The sequence below is a fragment of the Ralstonia mannitolilytica genome (assembly GCF_905397375.1).
In the GTDB taxonomy this organism is placed as follows: Bacteria; Pseudomonadota; Gammaproteobacteria; order Burkholderiales; family Burkholderiaceae; genus Ralstonia; species Ralstonia mannitolilytica.
Window position 1 is genome coordinate 175,933 of record NZ_CAJPVG010000006.1, and the last position, 23,043, is coordinate 198,975.

The following is a 23,043-nucleotide window of genomic DNA, read 5'->3' on the forward strand; positions in this document are numbered from 1 at the left end:
GGCCGAATGAACGGATTGCCACAGAACCTGAGCCACCTCGCGCTGGGCCACATGATCGACGACATTGTCGCCGACCTGGGCGGCCCGCGCTTTATCTGGCAGCTGGGCGTGCTCGTGCTGCTGCTCGGCGCGGCCTGGCTCATGGCCCGCTCGATCGCGCGGCGCCTGCATGCGCGCCACGTGAACGAGACCTTCGCGCTGCGCTTTGCGTGGTCGAGCCTGGAGCGGGCGATGTTCCCGCTGATCGGCTGGCTGCTGGTGCTCGGGGCCCGTTACGCGCTGGTCGGCACCATGCCGATCAGCGTATTCCGGCTCGCGGCGGTGCCGCTCTTCGGGCTGGCGGTGCTCTACCTGGGCTTCTATGTGCTGCGCCGCGTGTTGTCGGCCAACGGCGAGCTGCACGGCATGCTCGTGCTGGCCGAGCGCGTGCTCACAACGCTCATGTGGATCGGCATGGTGCTCTACGTGCTCGGTGTGCTGGGCGACGTGGTCGATTACCTCGAGGGCATCCGCTTTGCGCTGGGCGGCAAGCAGAAGGTCAGCCTCGCCGCCTTGCTCATGGGCGTCGTGTGGATTCTCGTCACGGTGCTCGTGGCGATGTGGTTCGGCTCCTGGCTTGACAGCCGCATCACCCGCGCCACGGCGCTCGACGCCAACCTCAAGGTGGTGCTGTCGCGCGTGACCAAGGCGATGTTGCTCCTGGTGTCGCTGCTGCTGAGCCTGTCGCTGGTCGGCATCGACCTGACGGTGCTGTCGGTGTTTGGCGGCGCGCTGGGTGTGGGGCTGGGCCTGGGCCTGCAGAAGATCGCGAGCAACTATGTGTCGGGCTTCATCATCCTGCTCGAGCGCTCGCTCAAGCTGGGCGACCAGATCACGGTCAGCAGCTACACCGGCATCGTCACGCAGATCCGCACGCGCTACACCGTCGTGCGCAACGGCGACGGCGACACACTCGTGCCGAATGAGTTGATGGTCGCGCAGGCCGTGCAGAACCATAACGAGCGCGGCACCGTCCGTGTGGCGGTGCGGGTGCAGGCCTCGTATGCGGCAGACCCCGAGACCGTGCTGGCCTTGCTGGTCCAGTGCGCCGAGGGCATTCCTCGCGTACTCGCAGATCCGGCGCCCGCCGCGTTCCTCGCGCTGTTCGGCGACAGCGGCATCGAGTACGAACTGGGCGTGTGGATCAACGATCCGCACAACGGCAAGCTCGGTGTGCAGTCCGATCTGAATCGGGCGATCTATCGGCGCTTCAAGGAGGCGGGGATCGACATTCCATACCCGCAGCGGGAAGTGCGCGTGCTGGGGCCCGTGGCTGGGGATAGCTTATCGGCGGGTGATGCATGAGGCGCCTGGGTGCCCGGCTTTAACACATCCCGGTGCGGAACGGTGCGCCCTTGCTCAGGGTCAAACTCACGGTTTTCCCCCATGGAGTAGAGGGGGTCTTCGGTTAAAATGCCGGATGTTCCCCCGAAGGATCAGGCGGCCGTCGCAATGGCCTGAAGCTTGCGACGCATTGCCGCGAAAGCCTTGCATTGCGCAGGGGCGGAGGTCATATGACCGGCAGCCGGAGAGTTCGCCGATGTGACGCGCAAGCCGGGTGCCAACACCCGAATCTCCGCCAACACGACCCCACTGTCGCCACCGTGCGACAGCGGATGGCCTGACGAGGCAGCAATGGCGCTATCGACCCAGGCTGCTTCAATCACCCGAGTTGACCACGGAGAACACTTTGATCGACTCTCTTCTGAATTTCCTTGCCAACGGCACCCTGGACTGGGCCTGGTGGCAAATCCTGATTTTTACGCTGGTGGTGACGCACATCACCATCGCGAGCGTGACGATTTTCCTGCACCGCTGCCAGGCGCACCGGGCGCTGGACGTGCATCCCATCGCTGGACATTTCTTCCGGTTCTGGCTCTGGCTGACCACCGGCATGGTCACCAAGGAGTGGACGGCCATTCACCGCAAGCACCACGCCAAGTGCGAAACCGAAGACGATCCGCACAGCCCGCAAACGCGAGGCATCCGCAAGGTGCTGCTCGAGGGCGCCGAACTCTACCGGGCCGAGGCCAAGAACAAGGAAACGATCCAGAAGTTCGGCCACGGCACGCCCGACGACTGGATCGAGCGCAACGTGTATTCGAAGTTCACGTGGCAGGGTGTCGGCCTGATGCTGATCCTCGACGTCGTGATGTTCGGCGCGATCGGCCTGACGGTGTGGGCCGTGCAGATGCTGTGGATTCCCATCCACGCTGCCGGCATCATCAACGGCCTGGGCCACTACTGGGGCTATCGCAACTTCGAGTGCGAAGACGCTTCGACCAACGTGTCGCCGTGGGGCATCATCATCGGCGGCGAAGAACTGCACAACAACCACCATACGTACGCCACGTCGGCCAAGTTCTCGGTCAAGTGGTACGAGTTCGACATCGGCTGGGGCTACATCCGTGCGCTGGAAATGGTTGGGTTGGCCAAGGTCAAGAAGGTGGCGCCCAAGGCACGTTTTGGCGACGTCAAACCGGTCGACCAGAACACGCTGGAAGCCATCATCGCCAACCGTTATGACGTGATGGCGCGCTACGCCAAGACCGTCAAGGCGGCCTATCGCCAGGAGCTGGCCAAGCTCAAGGCGTCGCGCGATGTCGAATACCGTGCGCTGAAGCCGGCCCGCAAGTGGTTCCACCGCGACGAGACCAAGCTCGGCCCGCCGCAACGCGAGCAGCTTTCGCAGATCGTCTCGGACCATTCGTCGCTGCACACGTTCGTGGAGATGCGCCGCGAACTGGGCGCGCTGTGGAGCCGTTCGAACGCTACGCGCGAGCAGCTGCTGCATCAACTGCAGGACTGGTGCAAGCGCGCCGAGGAAAGCGGCATCCACGCGCTCCAGGAATTCGCTGTGCGCCTGCGCCGCTACGCCTGACTTTTCTGTTTCATAGGTGAAGCCCCGCTCCGCAGCGGGGCTTTTCTTTTGGGTAAACTGCCCCAATTCACATTCTTAAGCTGCGGCAAAGCATCGCGGCGCGAGTCCTCCTCACACGCCGTCCGTTTCATTGCCACGCCACCTTTCTGACGCCTTAACGGCAGGAACGGACGCGGAGACCACCATGGAAACCCACATCAAGACGGTTGAATTCGAGCGCCCGGACATGCTGGCCGAGACGCAATCCGGCGCGAGCTGTGTCGCCCACGCATGGGCGAAAGTGCCGCCGGCGCTGTCGCGCGAGGAGCGCGATGGGCTGAAGGCCCGCATCAAGCGGCTGCTCAAGGAGCGCGAGGCGGTACTCGTCGCGCATTACTACGTCGACGCCGACCTGCAGGACCTCGCCGAAGAGACCGGCGGCTGCGTGTCCGACTCGTTGGAGATGGCGCGTTTCGGCCGCGACCATTCCGCCAAGACGCTGGTGGTCGCAGGCGTGCGCTTCATGGGCGAGACGGCCAAGATACTGAGCCCCGAGAAGACCGTGCTGATGCCCGACCTGGACGCCACGTGTTCACTGGACCTGGGCTGTCCGCCGGACGAATTTGCCGCATTCTGCGACGCGCATCCGGATCGCACCGTCGTCGTCTATGCGAATACCAGCGCGGCCGTGAAGGCGCGAGCCGACTGGATGGTCACTTCGTCCATCGGGCTGAAGATCGTGCAGCATCTGCACGCGCAGGGCAACAAGATCCTGTGGGCCCCGGACCGGCATCTCGGCAGCTACATCCAGAAGCAGACCGGCGCCGACATGCTGATGTGGCAGGGCTCGTGCCTCGTCCACGACGAGTTCAAGGGCGTGGAACTGGACCTGCTGCGTGCCGAACACCCGAACGCGAAGATCCTCGTGCACCCGGAATCGCCCGAATCCGTGGTGGCGCAGGCCGATGTGGTGGGCTCGACGTCGCAATTGATTGCGGCTGCGCAGTCGCTGTCGGCCAACGAGTTCATCGTCGCGACGGACAACGGCATCCTGCACAAGATGCGCATGGCCGCGCCCGGCAAGCGCTTCATCGAAGCGCCGACCGCCGGCAATGCCGCCACCTGCAAGAGCTGCGCGCACTGCCCGTGGATGGCGATGAACGCGCTCACGAACCTGGCCGAGGTGCTGGAGACCGGCCGCAACGAAATCCACGTCGACCCGGCGACAGCCCGGCAGGCCGTGGTCTGCATCGACCGCATGCTCGACTTTGCCGCACGCGAGAAAGCCGCCGTCCGGCCGCACGGCGATCTGGCGGCCAATGCACAACTCTTCCAAGGAATTGGCCCGGCATGACGGCGACCCAGATGAACGGCAGCACCGCGCAGGCGATTTTCGACAGCTTCGGCGCGGCACTGCGCGAGGCGCTGGCTGCCAACGTGGCTGCAGCGATTGCGGAGGATGTCGGCACGGGCGACCGCACGGGCTTGCTCGTCCCCGCAGACAGGCATGCGCGCGCGCGCGTGATTGTGCGCGAGTACGCCGTGCTGTGCGGCACGCCCTGGTTCGACGCGTGCATGCACGCCGTCGACCCGGCGCTGCGTGTGACATGGCGCCAGCACGAAGGCGATGGCATGGCGCCCGATTCCGTGGTGTGCGAAATCGAAGGCCCTGCGCGTTCGTTGCTGACGGCGGAGCGTCCGTCGCTGAATTTCCTGCAACTGCTTTCCGGTGTGGCGACCGCAACGTCGCGCTACGCACAAGCCATTGCCGGTACGCGTGCGCGCGTGCTGGACACGCGCAAGACATTGCCCGGCCTGCGGCTTGCGCAGAAGTATGCCGTGCGCATTGGCGGCGGCGAGAACCAGCGCCTCGCGCTGTACGACGGCATCCTCATCAAGGAAAACCACATCGCTGCAGCCGGTGGTGTGACGGCGGCCTTGCGTGCTGCCCAGGCGCTGAATGCCGGGGTATCGATCCAGGTGGAAGTGGAAACGCTCGCGCAGCTGGAAGAAGCGCTGGCAGCCGGCGCCACGTCCGTGCTGCTCGACAACTTCGATACGCCCGCGATGCGGGAGGCGGTGCGCCTGACGGCGGGGCGGGCGCTGCTGGAAGTGTCCGGCGGCGTGAACATCGAGACGATCCGCGCGTTTGCCGAAACGGGCGTGGACCGCATCTCCGTCGGTGCGCTCACGAAAGACGTGCGCGCCACCGACTATTCCCTGCGGATCGTCGAATAGGCCTCAGCGTTTGCGCGCGATCTGCCGATGCGTCGGCTGCATGACCGTCGGCAGCGCCTTGGGCAGCGTCTCGGGATAGTCGCGCGAGAAATGCAGGCCACGGCTCTCGTGCCGTGACAGCGCGCTGTCGACGATGAGCGAGGCCACTTCAACGAGGTTGCGCAGTTCCAGCAGGTCGTGACTCACGCGGAAGTTCGCGTAGTACTCGGTGATCTCTTCGCGCAGCAGTGCAATGCGATGCTGCGCGCGTTCCAGCCGCTTGTTCGTGCGGACGATGCCGACGTAGTTCCACATCATGCGGCGCAGTTCGTCCCAGTTGTGCGAGACGACGACTTCCTCGTCGGCATCGGTCACGCGGCTTTCATCCCAAGCCGGAATCTGCACCGACGTCGGGTGCGATTGCGGCTGCGCAAGGATGTCTTCCGCCGCGCCGCGTCCGATGACCATGCATTCCAGCAGCGAATTGCTGGCCAGCCGGTTGGCCCCGTGCAGGCCGGTGTAGGCCGTCTCCCCCACGGCGTACAGGCCGGCGATGTCGGTGCGGCCGAGGTGATCCGTCACCACGCCGCCGCACGTGTAGTGCGCCGCCGGCACGACCGGGATCGGCTCTCGGGTGATGTCGATGCCCAGCTCCAGGCAGCGCGCCAGGATTGTCGGGAAATGCTCTTTGAGGAAGGCCGGGCTCTGGTGGCTGATATCGAGATAGACGCAGTCCAGGCCGCGCTTCTTCATCTCGAAGTCGATTGCGCGGGCGACGATGTCGCGCGGGGCGAGTTCGGCGCGTTCGTCATGCGCGGGCATGAAGCGGGTGCCATCGGGCAAGATCAGCTTGCCGCCTTCGCCGCGCACCGCTTCCGTGATCAGGAAGGACTTGGCGAACGGATGGTACAGGCAGGTCGGGTGGAACTGGATGAACTCCATGTTGGCCACGCGGCAGCCCGCGCGCCATGCCATGGCAATGCCATCGCCGCTGGCCGTGTCCGGATTCGTCGTATACAGGTACACCTTGCCCGCGCCGCCCGTGGCCATCACCGTGTGATTGGCGGTGAGCGTCTTGACGTGGCCCGAAGCCACATCCAGCACATACAGACCATGGCAGCGCATGCCAGGCAGGCCGAGCTTCGCATCGGTAATGAGGTCGATCGCGAAATGGTCTTCCAGCAGCGTGATGTTCGGGTGATTGCGCACCTTTTCCACCAGCGTCGTCACCACGGCATGGCCGGTCGCGTCGGCGGCGTGGATGATCCGGCGGTGGCGGTGGCCGCCTTCGCGCGTCAGGTGGAAGCCGAGCTCGGCCTGTTCGTCGCGCGTAAAGGGCACGCCGTGGCCGATCAGCCATTCGATGGCCTCGCGTCCGTTTTCGACGATGTAGCGCGTGGCCGCCTCATCGCACAGGCCTGCGCCTGCGATGAGTGTGTCGTCGACGTGCTCGTCATGGCTGTCGCCGGAGTCGAGCACGGCGGCAATGCCGCCCTGTGCCCAATCGCTCGCGCCTTCCGGCAGGCTGCGTTTGCTGATGACGACCACGCGGCGGTGATCGGCGAGGTGCAGGGCGACGGTCAGGCCCGCCAGGCCACTGCCGACGACGGCAACATCGAAATTCATGGAAGACGCGGGAGGCTGGGCAGACGCGGCTGGGCGTAGCGCAGTCGCGTGTCAATCGGAAAGAGAAGCAGTGTACACCGCGGTTTGACCGTGCGGCGCGCAACAAAAAACCCGCCATGAGGCGGGTTTTCGGTGCCGGTCCGCATGGTGCCGGACGGGCGGAAGCCAGATGCGCAATCCGTGGCGGATTACTTGATCTTGGTTTCCTTGTAAGCGACGTGCTTGCGGGCGACGGGATCGAACTTCATGATCTCCATCTTTTCCGGCTTGGTGCGCTTGTTCTTGGTGGTCGTGTAGAAATGACCCGTACCTGCGGTCGATTCCAGCTTGATCTTGTCGCGTCCGCCTTTGCTGGCCATGTTTAACTCCTAATTAGACTTCGCCGCGTGCGCGCAGGTCCACGAGCACTTCGTCGATGCCTTTTTTATCGATCAGGCGCAGACCAGCGTTCGAGACGCGCAGGCTCACCCAGCGGTTTTCGGATTCGACCCAGAAGCGGCGATTCTGCAGGTTCGGCAGAAAACGGCGCTTGGTCTTGTTGTTTGCGTGGGAAACGTTATTGCCGACCATCGGCGCTTTCCCGGTCACTTGACAGACGCGTGCCATGGAGCACTCCTAACTTGATTCGTATGACTACAGTTTGCGACCGGGCGCGTAGGACTTGAGCCATGCGCAGCGCCACTGTAGAGGTGGGACACTTCAGCGAAACGCGGATTATACACACAAAACCACCGTGAAATCAACGCAATCCGTGGATTGCCGTTGCGTGCCGTGTGGTGCGGCGCCGGCGCTACATCTTCCCGTGCTCCAGAAAGCCGTAAACCGTGGTGCGGCCCACGATCATGTGGTCCAGCACGATGACGTCGAGCAGCGCCAGCGCCCTGCAGAGCTCGCGGGTGAGCGTGACGTCGGCTTCGCTCGGCTCGGCGTGGCCAGTGGGGTGGTTGTGGGCCAGGATGACGGCGGCGGCATTGTGATGCAGAGCGCGCTTGGCGATCTCGCGCGGGTACACGCGCGCTTCGGTGAGCGTGCCGCGAAACAGCTCCTCCCAGGCGATCAACCGGTGCCGCACGTCAAGGAACAGGCAGGCAAACACCTCGTGTGGGCGATGGCCGAGCGTCAGGCGCAGGAAGTCCTTCACGCTTTGCGGCGACTCGAAGGTGAGGCCGACGCTGATGTCTTCCTTCAATGCGCGCCGCGCGACCTCCAGCAGCGCGTGCAGCTGCGCGTACTTGGCCGGCCCCATGCCGTCGATCGAGGAGAACTCCTGTTGCGAGGCGTGGCAAAGGCGCCTCAGCGAGCCGAAATGCGCGAGAAGCTCGCGGGCCAGGTCGACCGCGCTTTTGCCCGGCATGCCAACGCGCAGGAAGATGGCCAGCAGTTCCGCATCGGACAGGGCGCCCGGGCCGTGGGCGAGCAGTTTTTCACGTGGCCGCTCGTGGGCGGGCCAATCGACGATTGCCATAGTTGAGATCGCGGTGGACCGCTGCGTGCGGCGCGCGCCACGCCAGCGGCCGGGAAAAGGGCTGGCGTACAATAACGGGTTACTTTTCGGTCAAGCAGGTTGAGCGTGCAAAATTTGGTGAACGACGCGCCCAAAGGGGCGCCAGGCGGCGAAGTGAAGGTGGTTGGGCCGGATTCGTATCTGACGCTGCATTACCGCATCGCGCTGGAGAACGACACGGACATCGTGACCACGTTCGGAGACAAGCCCGCCACGCTGCTGCTGGGCCAGGGCCAATTGGCGCCGACGCTGGAGCAGGCGCTGCTCGGCATGCGCGAGGGGGAGCGGACGACGTTCCGCCTTGCGCCCGAACATGCCTTCGGGCCGCGCAACCCGGAGTTGCTGCAACGCGTGTCGCTGGCCACGCTGCGCGAAAACTCCTCCTTTGAAGAGGATTACCAGCCAGGCGATCTCGTCGAATTCAACGCCCCGAGCGGCGGCAAATACGCCGGCGTGCTCAAGGAAGTGGGCGAGACCTCCGCGCTGTTCGATTTCAACCACCCGCTCGCCGGCCAGACCATCGTGTTTGAAGTCCAGCTGATCGGCATTCTGTGATGAGCACCACCGTGAACGCGCCCGTCGATCCTGTCACCCAAGCCGATGCCGAAGTCCTGCTCGCGCAGCCGCGAGGCTTCTGCGCCGGGGTGGACCGCGCCATCGAAATCGTCGAGCGGGCGCTGCAGCTTTTTGGCGCCCCGATTTATGTGCGTCACGAGATCGTCCACAACGCCTATGTCGTGAGCGACCTGCGAAACAAAGGCGCCGTGTTCGTGCAGGAACTCGACGACGTGCCGGTGGGCGGCACGGTCATCTTCAGCGCGCACGGGGTGTCGCGTGCTGTGCGTGAGGCGGCGCAGGCCCGCGGCCTGCGCGTGTTCGATGCGACCTGCCCGCTGGTCACCAAGGTGCACGTGGAAGTCTCGAAGATGCGGGCGCAGGGCTTCGAGATCATCATGATCGGGCACAAGGGCCATCCCGAAGTCGAGGGGACGATGGGGCAGGCCGACGACGGCATACTGCTTGTCGAATCGGTGGCTGACGTTGCCCATCTTGCAGTGAAGGACCCGACGCGGCTGGCGTATGTCACGCAGACGACGCTGTCGGTGGATGAGACGCAAGAGATCGTCGCTGCCATCAAGGCGCGCTTTCCGGCTGTGCACGAGCCCAAGAAGCAGGACATCTGCTACGCCACGCAGAATCGCCAGGACGCGGTGAAATTCATGGCGCCGCAGGTCGAAGTGGTGATCGTGGTCGGCAGCCCGAACAGTTCGAACTCCAACCGCCTGCGCGAACTGGCCGAAAAGCTGGGCGTACCGGCCTACATGGTGGACACCCCAGAACAGGTGAAACCGGAATGGGTGGCCGGCAAGCGCCGCGTGGGCCTGACGGCGGGGGCGTCCGCGCCCGAGGAGCTGGCGCAGTCGATCGTCGATCGGCTCAAGGCGCTGGGCGCGCGGACGGTGCGACCGCTGGAGGGAATCCAGGAAAACATGTCCTTCCCTCTTCCGAGGGGCCTTCAAATGAATTGAATGCGTTTATGTAAATGCCCACTTAAAAAATGCCCTAAAGAAGTGCGCGCCAAAGCGGTGCATCGAGCGCTTTTTCATAAATGACAGCCACGCAATCGAGCGTGGCTGTTTCATTTTGTGCGCCGCAAAAAGAGACCCGCTACCCGCCAAGCCTTGATTTACTGTGGATGTCGCCCGGCAAGCCGCGTGGTGACAGGGTTTTCCCTGCTCTGGCACGCTTCTTGATCTTCTCGTCCGCCATTCGTGTTCGCCTGCGCGAAATCACCCGTTTTTGTGCATTGGGGAAACCCCGTAAAACGGCGTGGTTACGGCAAAAAACGTTGTTGCGACGCGTATTGCATCCGCAAAAAAAGGGGATACAATGCGCGCGTTTCAAATTGAAACAAATCGGCGCGGGGGGAGCGGCCGGGAGGCAGGACGCTCTCCTTGCTCTTGCGAGATCTAGGAGATCACTCATGCAAATTAAGTTTGCCAAAGTTCTGCCGCTTGCGGCTGCCGTGGCACTCGTAGCAGCTTGCGGTAAGAACGAGGAAAAGCCCGCAGACCAGGCTGCTGCACCCGCAGCAACGTCGGCTCCGGCCGCGGCTGCTGGCGGCGGCGAGACCGTCGTCAAGATCGGTCACGCGGCTCCGCTCACGGGCGGTATTGCTCACCTTGGCAAAGACAATGAAAACGGCGCACGCCTGGCCGTTGAAGAAGCCAACAAGGAAGGCCTGACCATCGACGGCAAGAAGATCAAGCTGGAGCTGGTGGGCGAAGACGATGCGGCCGATCCGAAGACCGGCACCGCCGTGGCGCAAAAGCTGGTCGACGAGCACGTCGTTGCCGTCGTTGGCCACCTGAACTCGGGCGTTTCGATCCCGGCCTCGAAGATCTACAGCGATGCAGGCATCGTGCAGATCTCGCCGTCGTCGACCAACCCCGACTACACCAAGCAAGGCTTCAAGACGACCTACCGCGTGGTGGCAACCGACGCGCAGCAAGGTCCGGCACTGGCGAACTACGCTGCCAAGAGCCTGAATGCCAAGAGCGTGGCGATCGTTGACGACGCGACCGCTTATGGCAAGGGCCTGGCCGACGAGTTCGAGAAGACCGCGAAGGCCGACGGCATGAACGTGGTGGCGCGGGAAGCCACCAACGACAAGGCCACCGACTTCAAGGCCATTCTGACCAAGATCAAGGGCAAGAAGCCGGACGTGATCATGTACGGCGGCATGGACGCCACCGGCGGTCCGTTCGCCAAGCAAGCCAAGGAACTGGGCATCACGGCCAAGATCGTTGGCGGCGACGGCGTGTGTACCGACAAGGTGGCCGAACTGGCCGGCGACGCCATCGACAACATCATCTGCTCGGAGGCGGGCCTGGCGCTGTCGAAGATGGAGAAGGGCGCAGACTTCGAGAAGAAATATCAAGCGCGCTTCAACACGCCGGTGCAGATCTATGCCCCGTTCACGTATGACGCCGTCAACGTGATCATCGATGCGATGAAGCGTGCCAACTCGACCGATCCGGCCAAGATCCTGGCTGCCATGCCGGCAACCAACTATCACGGCGTGATCGGCAACATCGCGTTTGACGACAAGGGTGACCTGAAGGAAGGCTCCATCACCCTGTACAACTACAAGGACAAGAAGAAGACCGTTCTTGACGTTGTGAAGATGTAATCAAGGGTCATCCGCCCTGGAAACGGCACCGCGCCCACCCCTGCGGTGCCGTTTTTTATAGCCTCGCCAGTTACACAAGGCCCTCACCATGGGCGCGTTCGGCAGGCCGCTTACCAGCAACCTCACCTTACCCATCCGATTGATCGCATACCTTGCGGGCGCGCCACCGCGTCGCCTACAACAAGCAAGGCATAGCAGGAGCTGTTCTCATGGATATCTTTATCCAGCAGATCGTGAACGGCCTGGTGCTCGGCAGCATTTACGCGCTGATCGCACTGGGCTACACCATGGTCTACGGTATTCTCGGCATCATCAACTTCGCCCACGGCGACGTCCTGATGATTGGCGCCATGTCCGCGCTGACCGCCATCAACTTCCTCCAGAAGTTCTTCCCCAACTTGCCCGACTGGCTGACGCTGGTGCTCGCGCTGCTGTTTGCGATGCCGGTTTGCGCCATCGTCGCGTACACGATTGAACGGGTCGCCTACCGGCCGCTGCGCAATGCGCCGCGCCTGGCCCCACTGATCACCGCTATTGGCGTGTCGATCGTGCTGCAGACCCTGGCGATGATGATCTGGTCACGCAACCCGCTGACCTTCCCGCAACTGCTGCCCTCGAACCCGATCGACATCGGCTCGACGGGTGCGACCATCACCGGCAAGGAAATCGTCATCATCGTGGTGTCGATCCTGGTGATGATCGGGCTGATCCTGCTGGTCAACCGCACCAAGCTCGGCCGCGCCATGCGCGCGACCGCCGAGAACCAGCGTGTGGCGGGCCTGATGGGCGTCAATCCGAACTTCGTGATCTCCGCCACCTTCATGATCGGTGCTGCCATGGCGGCGGTCGCTGGCGTGATGATGGCGACCAACTACGGCAACGCCCACTTCTACATGGGCTTCATCCCTGGCCTGAAGGCGTTTACCGCCGCGGTGCTGGGTGGCATCGGCAACCTGGCGGGCGCCATGGTGGGCGGCGTGCTGCTCGGCCTGATCGAGGCGCTGGGTGCCGGCTATATCGGTGATCTGACTGGCGGTGTGTTCGGTTCGAACTACCAGGATGTCTTCGCGTTCATCGTGCTGATCGGCGTGCTGCTGTTCCGGCCGTCCGGCATCATGGGCGAACGCGTTGCGGACCGTGCATAAGAAGGGGAGCGCCATGACTGAAACTGCAACCGAATTCAAGGCCCCGAAGAAAACGCGTCTCGCGCTTTACGGCTTCCTGATCCTCGCTGTCTTCGCGCCGTTCCTCGTGGGCGCCGCAGGCGGGAACTACTGGGTGCGCGTGCTGGACTTCGCGCTGCTCTACATCATGCTGGCCCTGGGCCTGAACATCGTCGTGGGCTTTGCTGGCCTGCTCGACCTGGGCTATATCGCGTTCTACGCGGTGGGGGCGTACATGATGGCGCTGCTCGGCTCGCCGCACCTGTCCACCCAGTTCGAGTGGGTTCACCAGCTGTTCCCCAACGGGCTGCACTTGGTGGTGTGGTGGGTGATTCCGCTGGGCGCGGGGCTTGCGGCGCTGTTCGGCATCCTGCTGGGCGCGCCGACCCTGAAGCTGCGCGGGGATTACCTCGCCATCGTGACGCTGGGCTTTGGCGAGATCATCCGCATCTTCATGAACAACCTAGACCGGCCGGTGAACATCACCAACGGTCCGAAGGGCATCAACCTGATCGAGCCGGTCAAGATCTTTGGGTTCGACTTCTCGAAGCGCCATGATTTCTTCGGCATCCGCTTCGACTCGGTCTATATGTACTACTACCTGTTCGTGATCCTGGCCGCGATCATCATCATCGTGTGCCTGCGCCTGCAGAACTCGCGGATCGGTCGTGCATGGGTCGCCATCCGCGAAGATGAAATCGCTGCCAAGGCGATGGGTATCAACACCCGCAACATCAAGCTGCTGGCGTTTGCGATGGGTGCGTCGTTCGGTGGCGTCTCGGGGGCGATGTTTGCATCGTTCCAGGGCTTCGTGTCGCCGGAATCGTTCGTGCTGTGGGAGTCGATCTACATCCTGGCGATCGTGGTGCTGGGCGGCATGGGCCACATCCCGGGCGTGATCCTGGGCGGCATCCTGCTGGTGGGCTTCCAGGAACTGCTGCGCGCCTTGGCTGAGCCGCTTCAGAACAAGCTGTTCGGTCATGTGATCGTGGAAGCGGAAGTGCTGCGTCAGTTGCTCTTCGGCCTGGCCATGGTGGTGGTGATGCTGTATCGCCCTGCGGGCCTGTGGCCCTCGCCGCGCAAGGAAGACCGTCCGCAGAAGGCGCGGGTCGGTGGGTTGTCCCGCATCTGATTGGAGGCACGCAACATGAGCAACAACAACGTCCTCCTCTCGATTCGAGGAGTGAGCAAGCGCTTCGGCGGCCTGCAGGCGCTGTCCGATGTGAACCTGGAGATCCGCGAAGGCGAGATCTACGGCCTGATCGGCCCGAACGGCGCCGGCAAGACGACGTTCTTCAACGTCATCACCGGGCTGTACACGCCGGACTCCGGTGAATTCGTACTGGGCGGCACGCCGTATCAGCCGACCGCCGTGCACGAAGTGGCCAAGGCCGGTATCGCGCGCACGTTCCAGAACATCCGCCTGTTCGGGGACATGACCGCGGCCGAGAATGTCATGGTCGGCCGCCATGTCCGCACGAAGGCCGGCCTGGTCGGCGCGGTATTCCGCACGAAGGCTGCCCGTGAAGAAGAACAGTCGATCGAGGACTGGGCGCACGACCTGCTCGACTACGTCGGCATCGGGAAGTACGCCAACTACACGGCGCGCAACCTGTCGTACGGCCACCAGCGTCGTCTGGAGATCGCGCGCGCCCTGGCCACGCAGCCCAAGCTGCTGGCCCTGGACGAGCCGGCCGCCGGCATGAACGCGACTGAAAAGGTCGAACTCCGCGGTCTGCTCGACAAGATCCGTTCCGACGGCAAGACCATCCTGCTGATCGAACACGACGTGAAGCTCGTGATGGGCCTGTGCAATCGCTTGACCGTGCTTGACTACGGCAAGGTCATCGCACAAGGTCTGCCGCAGGAAGTGCAGAGCAACCCGGCCGTGATCGAGGCCTACCTCGGCGCATCGGCGCACTGATGCGGAGGAACGGAACAATGAAACCAGTGATGTTGAAGATCGACGGCCTGAAGGTTGCCTATGGCGGCATCCAGGCGGTCAAGGGTGTGGATCTGGAGATCCGCGAAGGCGAGCTTGTCACGCTGATCGGTGCCAACGGCGCCGGCAAGACGACCACCATGAAGGCCATCACCGGCCTGCAGGGCTGGGCCGGCGGCGACGTGCAGTATCTGGGCAAGTCGATCAAGGGCGTGCCGAGCTACAACCTGCTCAAGCAGGGCCTGGCGATGGTGCCGGAAGGCCGCGGCGTGTTCGCGCGCATGACCATCACCGAGAACCTGCAGATGGGCGCCTTCACGCGCAGCGACGATGCGCAGATCAAGGCGGACATCGACCGCATGTTCGGCATCTTCCCGCGCCTGAAGGAACGTGCAAACCAGCTGGCCGGCACGATGTCGGGCGGCGAGCAGCAGATGCTCGCCATGGCGCGCGCGCTGATGAGCCAGCCGAAGCTGCTGCTGCTCGATGAGCCGTCGATGGGCCTCTCGCCGATCATGGTGGAGAAGATCTTCGAGGTCGTGCGCGACATCTCGGCGCAGGGCGTGACGGTGCTGCTCGTCGAGCAGAACGCGCGCCTGGCGCTGCAGGCGGCGCACCGCGGCTACGTGATGGACTCGGGTCTCATCACCATGAGCGGCGATGCCAAGCAGATGCTCGACGACCCGAAGGTGCGTGCCGCCTATCTGGGCGAGTAAGCGTTCGGAAGCGTCATCAAAAAAGCCCCGCGATGTCTGCGGGGCTTTTTCTTTGTGCCAGTGGAGCGCCGAGGCTCAAGCGTGCGCCTTCAGCAGCGTACGCAGCATGCCGATCATCGTGTCGATTTCTTCGGTCGTCACGTTCAGCGCGGGCATGAAGCGCAGGATGCTCGGGCGCGGGGCGTTGAGCAGCAGGCCCGTCGGGTTCATCTCGCGTGCGGCCTCGACGAGCTGGCCGCCGATGTCCTTGCCGAGCAGCAGGGCGCGGAGCAGGCCTTCACCGCGTTCGCCGGCCAGGCCAAACTCTTCGCTCAGCTTCAGCAGCTGCGTGCGCAGGTACGCACCGCGCTCCTGCACACCGGCCAGGAAGCCCGGGGCCAGCAGCTGCTCGATGACGGAGCAGCCGACGGCCGTCATGAGCGGGTTGCCGTTGTACGTACCGCCCTGGTCGCCGGCTTCGAAGCTCGCGACTTCATCGGTGCACAGCAGGGCCGACAGCGGCACGCCGCCGCCGATGCCCTTGCCGAGCGTCATGATGTCCGGCTCGATGTTCGAGAGCTGGTAGGCGAACAGCGTGCCGCAGCGGCCGCAACCGGCCTGTACTTCATCGACGATCAGCAGGATCTTGTGCTTCTTGGTCAGCGCGCGCAATTGCTGCATGAATTCTGGCGTGGCTGGCAGCACGCCGCCTTCGCCCTGCACCGGCTCGAGCATCACGCCGACCGTCTCATCGGTGATCAGCGCTTCCACCGACGCGATGTCGTTCAGGATGGCCTTCGGGAAGCCCGGCACTTGCGGCGCGAAGATGGTGTCCCAGCCTGCCTTGCCGGATGCGCTCATGGTGGCGAGCGTGCGGCCGTGGAAGCTGTGGTCGAACGTGATGATCTGGTAGGCGCCGTTCTTATGCTTCTTGCCCCACTTGCGCGCGAGCTTGATGGCGCCTTCGTTGGCCTCGGCGCCGCTGTTGGCGAAGAACACCTTGTCGAAGCAGCTGTGCGCGGTCAGCAGGCCGGCCAGCTTGGCCATCGGCTCGTTGTAGAACGCCGGGCTCGGGTTGATGAGCTTCCTGGCCTGGGTGTTGAGCGCCTCGATCATGCCGTCGTTCGAGTGGCCGAGGCAGTTGACGGCCCAGCCCTGCACGAAGTCCAGGTATCGCTTGCCGTTGTGGTCCGTCAGCCACGAGCCCTTGCCCTCGGTGAAGACGATCTCGGGCCGGTTGGTGATGTACATCAGGGACTGGACGGGGTAGTCAGCAAACGCCATGGCAGAAGCTCCAGAAAAAAGGCGGCAAGGAAATGAAAAGAGCGTGAAAAGAGCGGCGGGAAAAAGACAAAGGCCACGGGGGTCGCCCCGTGGCCTTGTGATCGTCGAATCCTGCGAACCCGATATGCAATCAGCAGACAGCCGCGCGGCTTCCCGAAGGGAGCAACGTACGGCGGCGTCGGAGGTGCAGGGCCTGGTTCATAAGGCGCAAGAATAAGACGGATGCCATGTCAAGTCAAAACCAAATTTTGACCGTCTTTGGATTTGTGCAACGCCTCAGCCCGCCGGGTGCAGGTCGGCTTCCGAGGTGAACGAGTCGGCAAAGAACGCGTCTGGATGCATCTTGCATTGCGCGGCAAAGTCGTTGCGGGCGGCATTGACCATGACCGGCGCCCCGCACGCGTAGACCTCGTGGTTGGACAGGTCTGGGTGGTCGGCCATCACAGCGTGGTGCACGAAGCCGGTGCGGCCCGTCCACGCGTCTTCGGGCAGGGCGTTCGAGATGACCGGCACGTAAGTGAAACCCGGGATCGTGCGCGCCCATTCCTCGGCCCTGGCGTGCATGTACAGGTCTTGCGGACGGCGGCCGCCCCAGTACAGCGTCATCGGGCGCTTGCTGCCGATGAACTGGGCGTGCTCGATGATGGCCTTGATGGGCGCGAAGCCCGTGCCGGAGGCCAGCAGGATGATCGGCTTGTCCGAGTCTTCGCGCAGGAAAAAGCTGCCCAGCGGCCCTTCGAAACGCAGGATGTCGCGCTCCTTCATGGCCGGCGCGCCTTCCTTGGCGCCGAACACGTAGTCGGTGAATACGCCGCCCGGCATGTGGCGGATGTGCAGCTCGATCGGGCCTTCTTCGTGCGGCGGATTGGCGATCGAGTAGCTGCGGCGCTTGCCGTCGCGCAGGAGGAATTCGACGTACTGCCCGGCCAGGAACTGCATGCGCTCGGTGGCCGGCAGTTGCAGCTTGACGATGGTCACATCGGGCGCGGCCTTTTCCAGGGACGCCACGCGGCACGGGATCTTCTTGATGGGCACGTCGCCGGCGCCTTGCACTTCGCGCACTTCAATGGTGACGTCCGTGGCTGGCGTGGCGCAGCAGAACAGCGCGCGGCCCTCGGAAGCTTCCTGCGCGGACAGCGCGTTGGGCGAATGGTTGCCCTGCACGATCGAGCCCTCGCGCACATGCCCCTTGCACGAGCCGCATGCGCCGTTCTTGCAGCCGTACGGCAGGCCGATGCCCTGGCGAAGCGCCGCTGCAAGGATGGTCTCGCCGTCTTCGGCCTGGAACTGGCGGCCGCTGGGCAGCACGTTGATCTGGTAAGCCATACTACAATCCGAATATGTTGAAAAGAGTCTCTGGTCGCCTGAATGCGGCGCATTCGGCGGCACATCCGAGGGTGAGCCCGGCAGTCGCCCGGCCACCGGAATCCATGTCACGTCTGGGGCTTCCGCGCGTACTCATCGTCGGCTGCGGGGACGTCGGGCAACGTTGCCTGGCGATGCTGCGCACGCGTTTCCGCGTCTTTGCCGTCACGTCGCGCGAAGCGGGCCGTGCTGCCTTGCGCGAAGCGGGCGCCGTGCCGGTGCTTGCGAATCTTGACGATGCCGCATCGCTGCGCCGTCTGCGCGGGTTGAGCCAGCGCGTCCTGCACCTGGCACCGCCGCCCGCCACCGGCCGCGACGATCCACGCACCGGCGCGCTGCTGCATGCGCTCGCGCGTCCCGCCCGGAGCCCCCGGGCCACAAAGCATCGCATTTTACCCGAGCGGCCGCGCACGTCTGGCCGCTTCACGGGCCGCTTGAAAACCCGCCTCCAGGCGCGTGCGTTCGTGTACGCCAGCACGAGCGGCGTGTACGGCGATGCCGGCGGCGCCTGGGTGGAAGAAAGCCGCCCCGTGAAGCCGGCCACCGCCCGTGCCCAGCGCCGCGTGGCCGCCGAGCGCCGCGTGCGCTGGTTCGGAGCAGGCGGCGGCTGGCGCACGTCCATCCTGCGCATCCCCGGAATCTATGCGGCCGAGCGCCTGCCGACCGCCCGGCTGGAGCGCGGCACACCAGCCTTGCGCGCCGAGGACGATGTCTACACCAACCATATTCACGCCGACGATCTCGCGCGGGCATTGATCGCGGCGCTGTTCCGCGGCAGGCCGCAGCGCATCGTGCATGCAAGCGATGCGTCGGAGTTGCGCATGGGCGATTACTTCGACGCCGTGGCCGATGCCCGCGGCTTGCCGCGTCCGCCGCGCATCTCGCGGGCCGATGCCACGCAGCAGATCGAGCCGACGCTGCTGTCGTTCATGAGCGAATCGCGCCGTCTGCGTAATGCCCGCCTGATGCGCGAGCTGCGCGTGGTGCTGCGGTATCCGACGGTGGCGCATTTCCTGAGCGGTGGGGCTTGACATGGAGCCCCCGGCGCCCGCGGTATCTTCGCCCAGCCCGGCGCGGCGGCGTGCGATCCGGCTCGCGCTTGCGCTGACCGCGGTGGTGGTCGGCGTGGGAACGTGCTGGATTGCCGCATGCATCGTTGCGGACATGATTGCCGCGCGCGACGTGCAACAGATGGTCGAAGCCCGGCGCCAGCTTGCCGCCCAGGTGGCCGAGGGCATGTCGAGCCAGATCACGGCCGACGTCGCCCTGCTGCGCGCCATTCCGCAGACGCTCGCGCAGATCGATGCCATCCCGCGCGCGGTCAACCGCATCGATACGCGCCGCTGGAGCCTGATGGACCAGGGCTCGCGCGCCAAGGAGGCGCAGTCGTATCCGGAGGTTGCCGACATCAACGCGTTCCTGAGTACGACCGCCGGCAACCTCGGCCTCGACTACGTCTGGGTGGTCAATCGGCACCACTATGTGGTGCTGGGCAACATCGCCGGACACCCGGAGTCGTTCATCGGCGTGCTGTCGAGCATGCAGCCGTACATGAAGGAGGCGATGCTCGGCGGGTTGGGCGAGCAGTTCACGGTCGGGCGTGTCACCGGCGTGCCCGGGTTGTTCTTCGCCGCGCCGGTGTACGACGCGGGCGGCTACCTCGTTGCGGCGATGGGCACCAAGGTCAGTCTGGCACGCCTGCAGCACTGGGTATCGCACCCGACCTCGCTGGTCGCTGACGCAAACGGGCTGATCATCCTGTCGACTGACGCGTCGCTGGTCGGCAAGATGCTGCCGGGCGCCCGTCTGCAGCAGATGAGCGCCACCGATCGGTACGACGCGTACCAGCGCGTCGACTTCGACGTCTGGCCGTACCAGTCCGCCGCGCAGCCGCATCACCCGGTGCCGCGATGGGTGCCGCAGGACGTCCGCGATACGCTGGCCTGGCGCGAGGGCAGCGCAATGCCGTCGCTGACGGTGTCACGCAATGCCAGTGCCGATCTCACCGTCGTCGTGGCCGAGCCGCTGCCCGCGTGGAGCCAGCAGATTGCGGACCACACTCGCAATCGCACCCTCTGTTTCGTGCTCTTCGTGAGCGTGCTGGCGACGTTCGTTCTGGTGGTGTGGTCGCTGGTGCGCGAACGGCAGCATCATCGCGTCACGCGGCATCTGAACCAGCGGCTGCAGCGCACCAACAGCGCACTGGCCAACGAGGCGCACTTCGACCACCTGACCGGCGTGCTCACGCGCCGGCGCTTTCTGGCGCTGTTCGATACGGTGCTGATGCGTGCGCACAACCGCGGCGAGCCGCTTGTGCTGGTGCTCGCCGATCTCGATCACTTCAAGCGCATCAACGATACATGGGGCCACGCGGTAGGCGATCTGGCGCTGCAGCGCTTTGCCTCCCTTGCCACCGCGGTCCTGCGCAGCAGCGACATGGTCGGCCGCCTGGGCGGCGAGGAATTCGCCATCGTCATGGGCCGCACGACGCTGGACGCGGCAACGGAAGTCGCGGAGCACCTGCGCGCCTCCGTGGCCGAGACCGACGACAACTTTCCCACCGGCCTGTCGATGACCGTCAGCATGGGCATGACGGCCCGCCGGCCGGGCGATACCGCATCGGAGATGCTCAAGCGCGCAGACCTTGCGCTTTATCGCGCCAAGGAAAGCGGCCGCAACCGGCACGTGGCCGGCTGAGATCAGCGGGCCTGGCTGGCGCGCCCGTTGCGACGGCGGCGCAGCTGGAGGTGTGTGCGTGTGCCCGACAGCGGCACCCGGCGGAAGCGCTCCCGGCGCTGCTCCTCGTCGAAGAACGCGAGCGACGGTTTGACCAGGTCGCTGCGCGAGACGATGCCCACCACGCGGCGCGATTGCGAATCGGCCACCACGGGCAGCCGCTCCAGCCCATGCACGGCCAGCCGTGTGGCGACGATGCGGCAGGTCTCGCCGGGCAGCGCCATTGATGGTGCGTTGGCGCCGAACAGTTCAGCCACGGTGTGCGCGCCGCGCGCCTGGCCGGCCAGTAGCGCCTCGCGGTCGAGCATGCCGACGAGGGCGCCATCGCGCACCACCGGGAATGCGCGGTGCGCCTGCTTGGCCCCAAAGCGCGTGGCCAGCGTCTCCTGCAGCGTGGCGTGCGCATCGATGGTCTGCACCGAGCGCGTCATCACTTCATCGACGGCGTGGCGCTCGAGCGGGTCGACGGCGTATTCGCGATAGATGTGGAAGCCGCGGCGCGCGATCTTCTCGGTCATGATCGAGCGCGGCATGGTCAGCACGACAAAGCCATAGGACACCGCTACCGCCAGCAGGATCGGCAGCAGGGCATTCACATCGTGCGTGAGCCCGAAGGCGAAGACAATGGCGGTGAGCGGGGCGCCCAGCACGCCAGCCAGCGTGGCGGCCATGCAGACGAGCGGCCACAGGCCCGGATCGCCGCCCGACAGCACGGGGCCGATCAGCACGCCAAGCCCGGCGCCCATCATCAGCAGCGGGGCCAGCACGCCACCCGAGGTGCCCGAGCCCAGCGCGATCACCCAGATGATCGCCTTGACGACCAGCAGCGCCAGCGCCACGCCGATGGCCAGGTGGTTGTGCAGCAGGTCGCCGATGACGTCGTAGCCGACGCCCAGCGCGCGCGGCTCGAAATAGCCGCCGATGCCGACCACGAGCCCACCGATGGCCGGCCACCACATCCAGTGGATCGGCAGGCGGCCAAACAGGTCTTCGGTCTTGTACAGCGCCATCGACAGCGACCGTGCCAGCGCGCCGCACAGCAGCCCGGCGACAATGCACGAGCCGAGCGCCGGCAGCGTCGCCGGTGCGGTTTCCAGCGGGAAGAGGGGGCCGGGCTCCAGCACGAGCACACGGAGGAAGCCCGCGACCGCGCACGCCACTGCCACCGGCAGGATGCTGCGCGGGCGCCATTCGAACAGCAGCAACTCGACGGCCAGCAGCAGCGCGGCCACCGGCGTGCCGAACACTGCCGTCATGCCGGCCGTGGCACCGGCCACCAGCAGCGTCTTGCGCTCGGCGGCGGTGAGCTTGAAGAACTGCGCAAACAACGAGCCCACCGCACCGCCCGTCATGATGATCGGGCCTTCCGCACCGAACGGCCCGCCGCTGCCGATCACGATGCCCGACGACAGCGGCTTGAGCACCGCCACCTTCGACGACATCTTGCTCTTGCCGAACAGGATGGCCTCGATGGCTTCGGGAATGCCGTGGCCGCGGATCTTCTCCGACCCGAAGCGCGCCATCAGCCCAACGATCAACCCGCCGATGAGCGGGATCGCGACCACCCAGATCCCGAGCGTGTTGGTGGCCGGCGAGCGATCCGCCAATGACAGCGTCTGGAAGAAGAACAGGTTGGTGAAGAAGCGGATCAGGTTGAGCAGCACCACCGCCGCCAGCGTGGCAAATGCGGCAATGACCACCGCCAGCGCAGTCGTGCGGAACAATGTGGTGTCGGTCGCAAAGTCACGCCGATGCAGCGAGTGTTCAGGGGTTTGCATGACGTGACTGCGCGGCGGAGGGGTCAGCGGCTTGGTCGAGATGCGGGATCTTGAAGGCGCGGCTGAAGGCCGACAGCTCGCTCTGGTGCAGCCCAGCCAGCAGCGCGACGAGACGATCGCCCTTCCTGGAGAGGTGGACTTCGACCTGCCGCGCATCGGCGTCGCTCTGGCGGCGCTCGACCAGGCCGGCTTCCTCGCAGCGCGTGACCAGGGCCGCGGTGCCGTGCGCAGACGCCTGCAGCCGCTCGGCGAGCTCGCCCACGGTCGCCCACTCGCGCCCGGCGTAGCCCTTCACGTGCAGCAGCAACTGGTACTGCAACGGCGTGATGCCCTTGGAGTGGATCAGGTCTTCAGAGGCACGCAGGAAGCGACGCAGGTGGTAGCGGAAATCGGAAAGGGTCTCGAAATCCTGCTTGGACAACGGTCGTGGATTGGTGGCAGACATGATGGAATCAGCGTTTCGGCCCGAATGTATCACAACATGATATATCTGGCGATGTCCAGCGGAAACGGCCGTGATGCCGCAGGTGCGCCATAACGGGCCCGAGATTGTTGAATTCCGCGCAAGACTGTTTGGTCCCCCAACGGGTTTTTCCGGCACGGCAAAGACAGCACACTGCGAGCCTGTCAAAACGTTTGCG

At 64.8% G+C, this 23,043-nt stretch carries 21 protein-coding genes; 13 read left to right on the plus strand and 8 right to left on the minus strand.

What is annotated here, in order from left to right:
- Nucleotides 1-6: 6 nt before the first annotated feature.
- The 4 genes from KHN96_RS13705 (at nucleotide 7) to nadC (ending at nucleotide 5,137) form a co-directional block, all read left to right on the plus strand.
- Nucleotides 7-1,344, plus strand: a complete 1,338-nt coding sequence (locus KHN96_RS13705) for a mechanosensitive ion channel family protein (protein ID WP_062737872.1) — start codon at nucleotides 7-9, stop codon at nucleotides 1,342-1,344.
- Nucleotides 1,345-1,729: 385 nt separating this feature from the next.
- The gene (locus KHN96_RS13710; RefSeq protein WP_045787508.1) at nucleotides 1,730-2,920 is read left to right on the plus strand and encodes a DesA family fatty acid desaturase; all 1,191 of its coding nucleotides are present in this window, start codon (nucleotides 1,730-1,732) and stop codon (nucleotides 2,918-2,920) included.
- 184 nt (nucleotides 2,921-3,104) lie between these two features.
- Nucleotides 3,105-4,253, plus strand: coding sequence for a quinolinate synthase NadA (gene nadA / locus KHN96_RS13715; RefSeq protein ID WP_045787507.1), 1,149 nt, complete (start codon nucleotides 3,105-3,107; stop codon nucleotides 4,251-4,253).
- Complete coding sequence (nadC, locus tag KHN96_RS13720; RefSeq protein ID WP_045787506.1) at nucleotides 4,250-5,137, plus strand: carboxylating nicotinate-nucleotide diphosphorylase; 888 nt, start codon at nucleotides 4,250-4,252, stop codon at nucleotides 5,135-5,137. Before nadA ends, nadC begins: the two co-directional genes overlap by 4 nt.
- 3 nt (nucleotides 5,138-5,140) lie before the next feature.
- Here the strand turns inward: nadC and nadB are convergent, their stop codons facing one another.
- The 4 genes from nadB to radC all read right to left on the minus strand — a co-directional run bounded on the left by nadB (nucleotide 5,141) and on the right by radC (nucleotide 8,207).
- Entirely contained in the window at nucleotides 5,141-6,742 is a 1,602-nt protein-coding gene (nadB, locus tag KHN96_RS13725) for an L-aspartate oxidase (protein ID WP_062737871.1), read from the minus strand.
- A 188-nt stretch (nucleotides 6,743-6,930) separates the two neighbouring features.
- Complete coding sequence (rpmG, locus tag KHN96_RS13730) at nucleotides 6,931-7,101, minus strand: 50S ribosomal protein L33 (RefSeq protein ID WP_003262397.1); 171 nt, start codon at nucleotides 7,099-7,101, stop codon at nucleotides 6,931-6,933.
- Between the two features lie 13 nt (nucleotides 7,102-7,114).
- Entirely contained in the window at nucleotides 7,115-7,348 is a 234-nt protein-coding gene (rpmB, locus tag KHN96_RS13735) for a 50S ribosomal protein L28 (protein ID WP_004631999.1), read from the minus strand.
- 184 nt (nucleotides 7,349-7,532) lie between these two features.
- A complete protein-coding gene (radC, locus tag KHN96_RS13740) occupies nucleotides 7,533-8,207 on the minus strand; it encodes a RadC family protein (protein WP_115044067.1) in 675 nt (224 codons plus the stop codon).
- A gap of 105 nt (nucleotides 8,208-8,312) precedes the next feature.
- Between radC and KHN96_RS13745 the strand changes: the two genes are divergently transcribed.
- The 7 genes from KHN96_RS13745 to KHN96_RS13775 all read left to right on the plus strand — a co-directional run bounded on the left by KHN96_RS13745 (nucleotide 8,313) and on the right by KHN96_RS13775 (nucleotide 15,260).
- Nucleotides 8,313-8,801: an FKBP-type peptidyl-prolyl cis-trans isomerase gene (locus KHN96_RS13745; protein ID WP_045787926.1), complete on the plus strand. Its 489-nt coding sequence runs from the start codon at nucleotides 8,313-8,315 to the stop codon at nucleotides 8,799-8,801.
- Nucleotides 8,801-9,775 (plus strand): 4-hydroxy-3-methylbut-2-enyl diphosphate reductase, encoded by a 975-nt coding sequence (gene ispH, locus KHN96_RS13750; protein WP_045787503.1) that lies wholly within the window; start codon nucleotides 8,801-8,803, stop codon nucleotides 9,773-9,775. The genes KHN96_RS13745 and ispH overlap by 1 nt, the downstream gene beginning before the upstream one ends.
- A 455-nt stretch (nucleotides 9,776-10,230) precedes the next feature.
- Nucleotides 10,231-11,439 (plus strand): branched-chain amino acid ABC transporter substrate-binding protein, encoded by a 1,209-nt coding sequence (locus KHN96_RS13755; RefSeq protein ID WP_045787502.1) that lies wholly within the window; start codon nucleotides 10,231-10,233, stop codon nucleotides 11,437-11,439.
- A gap of 209 nt (nucleotides 11,440-11,648) precedes the next feature.
- The gene (locus KHN96_RS13760) at nucleotides 11,649-12,584 is read left to right on the plus strand and encodes a branched-chain amino acid ABC transporter permease (protein WP_045787501.1); all 936 of its coding nucleotides are present in this window, start codon (nucleotides 11,649-11,651) and stop codon (nucleotides 12,582-12,584) included.
- Between the two features lie 13 nt (nucleotides 12,585-12,597).
- Nucleotides 12,598-13,734 carry an ABC transporter permease subunit gene (locus tag KHN96_RS13765; RefSeq protein WP_045787500.1) on the plus strand — a complete coding sequence of 379 codons (1,137 nt, stop codon included), beginning with the start codon at nucleotides 12,598-12,600 and terminating at the stop codon, nucleotides 13,732-13,734.
- A gap of 15 nt (nucleotides 13,735-13,749) precedes the next feature.
- Complete coding sequence (locus KHN96_RS13770; RefSeq protein ID WP_045787925.1) at nucleotides 13,750-14,526, plus strand: ABC transporter ATP-binding protein; 777 nt, start codon at nucleotides 13,750-13,752, stop codon at nucleotides 14,524-14,526.
- A gap of 17 nt (nucleotides 14,527-14,543) precedes the next feature.
- Nucleotides 14,544-15,260 (plus strand): ABC transporter ATP-binding protein, encoded by a 717-nt coding sequence (locus KHN96_RS13775; protein WP_045787499.1) that lies wholly within the window; start codon nucleotides 14,544-14,546, stop codon nucleotides 15,258-15,260.
- A gap of 75 nt (nucleotides 15,261-15,335) precedes the next feature.
- Here the strand turns inward: KHN96_RS13775 and KHN96_RS13780 are convergent, their stop codons facing one another.
- The gene (locus KHN96_RS13780; RefSeq protein ID WP_045787498.1) at nucleotides 15,336-16,523 is read right to left on the minus strand and encodes an acetylornithine transaminase; all 1,188 of its coding nucleotides are present in this window, start codon (nucleotides 16,521-16,523) and stop codon (nucleotides 15,336-15,338) included.
- A 276-nt stretch (nucleotides 16,524-16,799) separates the two neighbouring features.
- Nucleotides 16,800-17,849 carry a CDP-6-deoxy-delta-3,4-glucoseen reductase gene (locus KHN96_RS13785; RefSeq protein WP_045787497.1) on the minus strand — a complete coding sequence of 350 codons (1,050 nt, stop codon included), beginning with the start codon at nucleotides 17,847-17,849 and terminating at the stop codon, nucleotides 16,800-16,802.
- Nucleotides 17,850-17,953: 104 nt separating this feature from the next.
- Here KHN96_RS13785 and KHN96_RS13790 point away from each other — a divergent pair, with 104 nt between their 5' ends.
- Nucleotides 17,954-18,919 carry an NAD-dependent epimerase/dehydratase family protein gene (locus KHN96_RS13790; RefSeq protein ID WP_045787496.1) on the plus strand — a complete coding sequence of 322 codons (966 nt, stop codon included), beginning with the start codon at nucleotides 17,954-17,956 and terminating at the stop codon, nucleotides 18,917-18,919.
- A 1-nt stretch (nucleotide 18,920) separates the two neighbouring features.
- Entirely contained in the window at nucleotides 18,921-20,585 is a 1,665-nt protein-coding gene (locus tag KHN96_RS13795; RefSeq protein WP_045787495.1) for a GGDEF domain-containing protein, read from the plus strand.
- Between the two features lie 2 nt (nucleotides 20,586-20,587).
- On the opposite strand, the gene KHN96_RS13800 is transcribed toward KHN96_RS13795, so the two are convergent.
- Complete coding sequence (locus KHN96_RS13800; protein ID WP_062737870.1) at nucleotides 20,588-22,402, minus strand: chloride channel protein; 1,815 nt, start codon at nucleotides 22,400-22,402, stop codon at nucleotides 20,588-20,590.
- Entirely contained in the window at nucleotides 22,389-22,847 is a 459-nt protein-coding gene (locus tag KHN96_RS13805; RefSeq protein WP_045787493.1) for a MarR family winged helix-turn-helix transcriptional regulator, read from the minus strand. The genes KHN96_RS13800 and KHN96_RS13805 overlap by 14 nt, the downstream gene beginning before the upstream one ends.
- Between the last annotated feature and the right edge of the window lie 196 nt (nucleotides 22,848-23,043).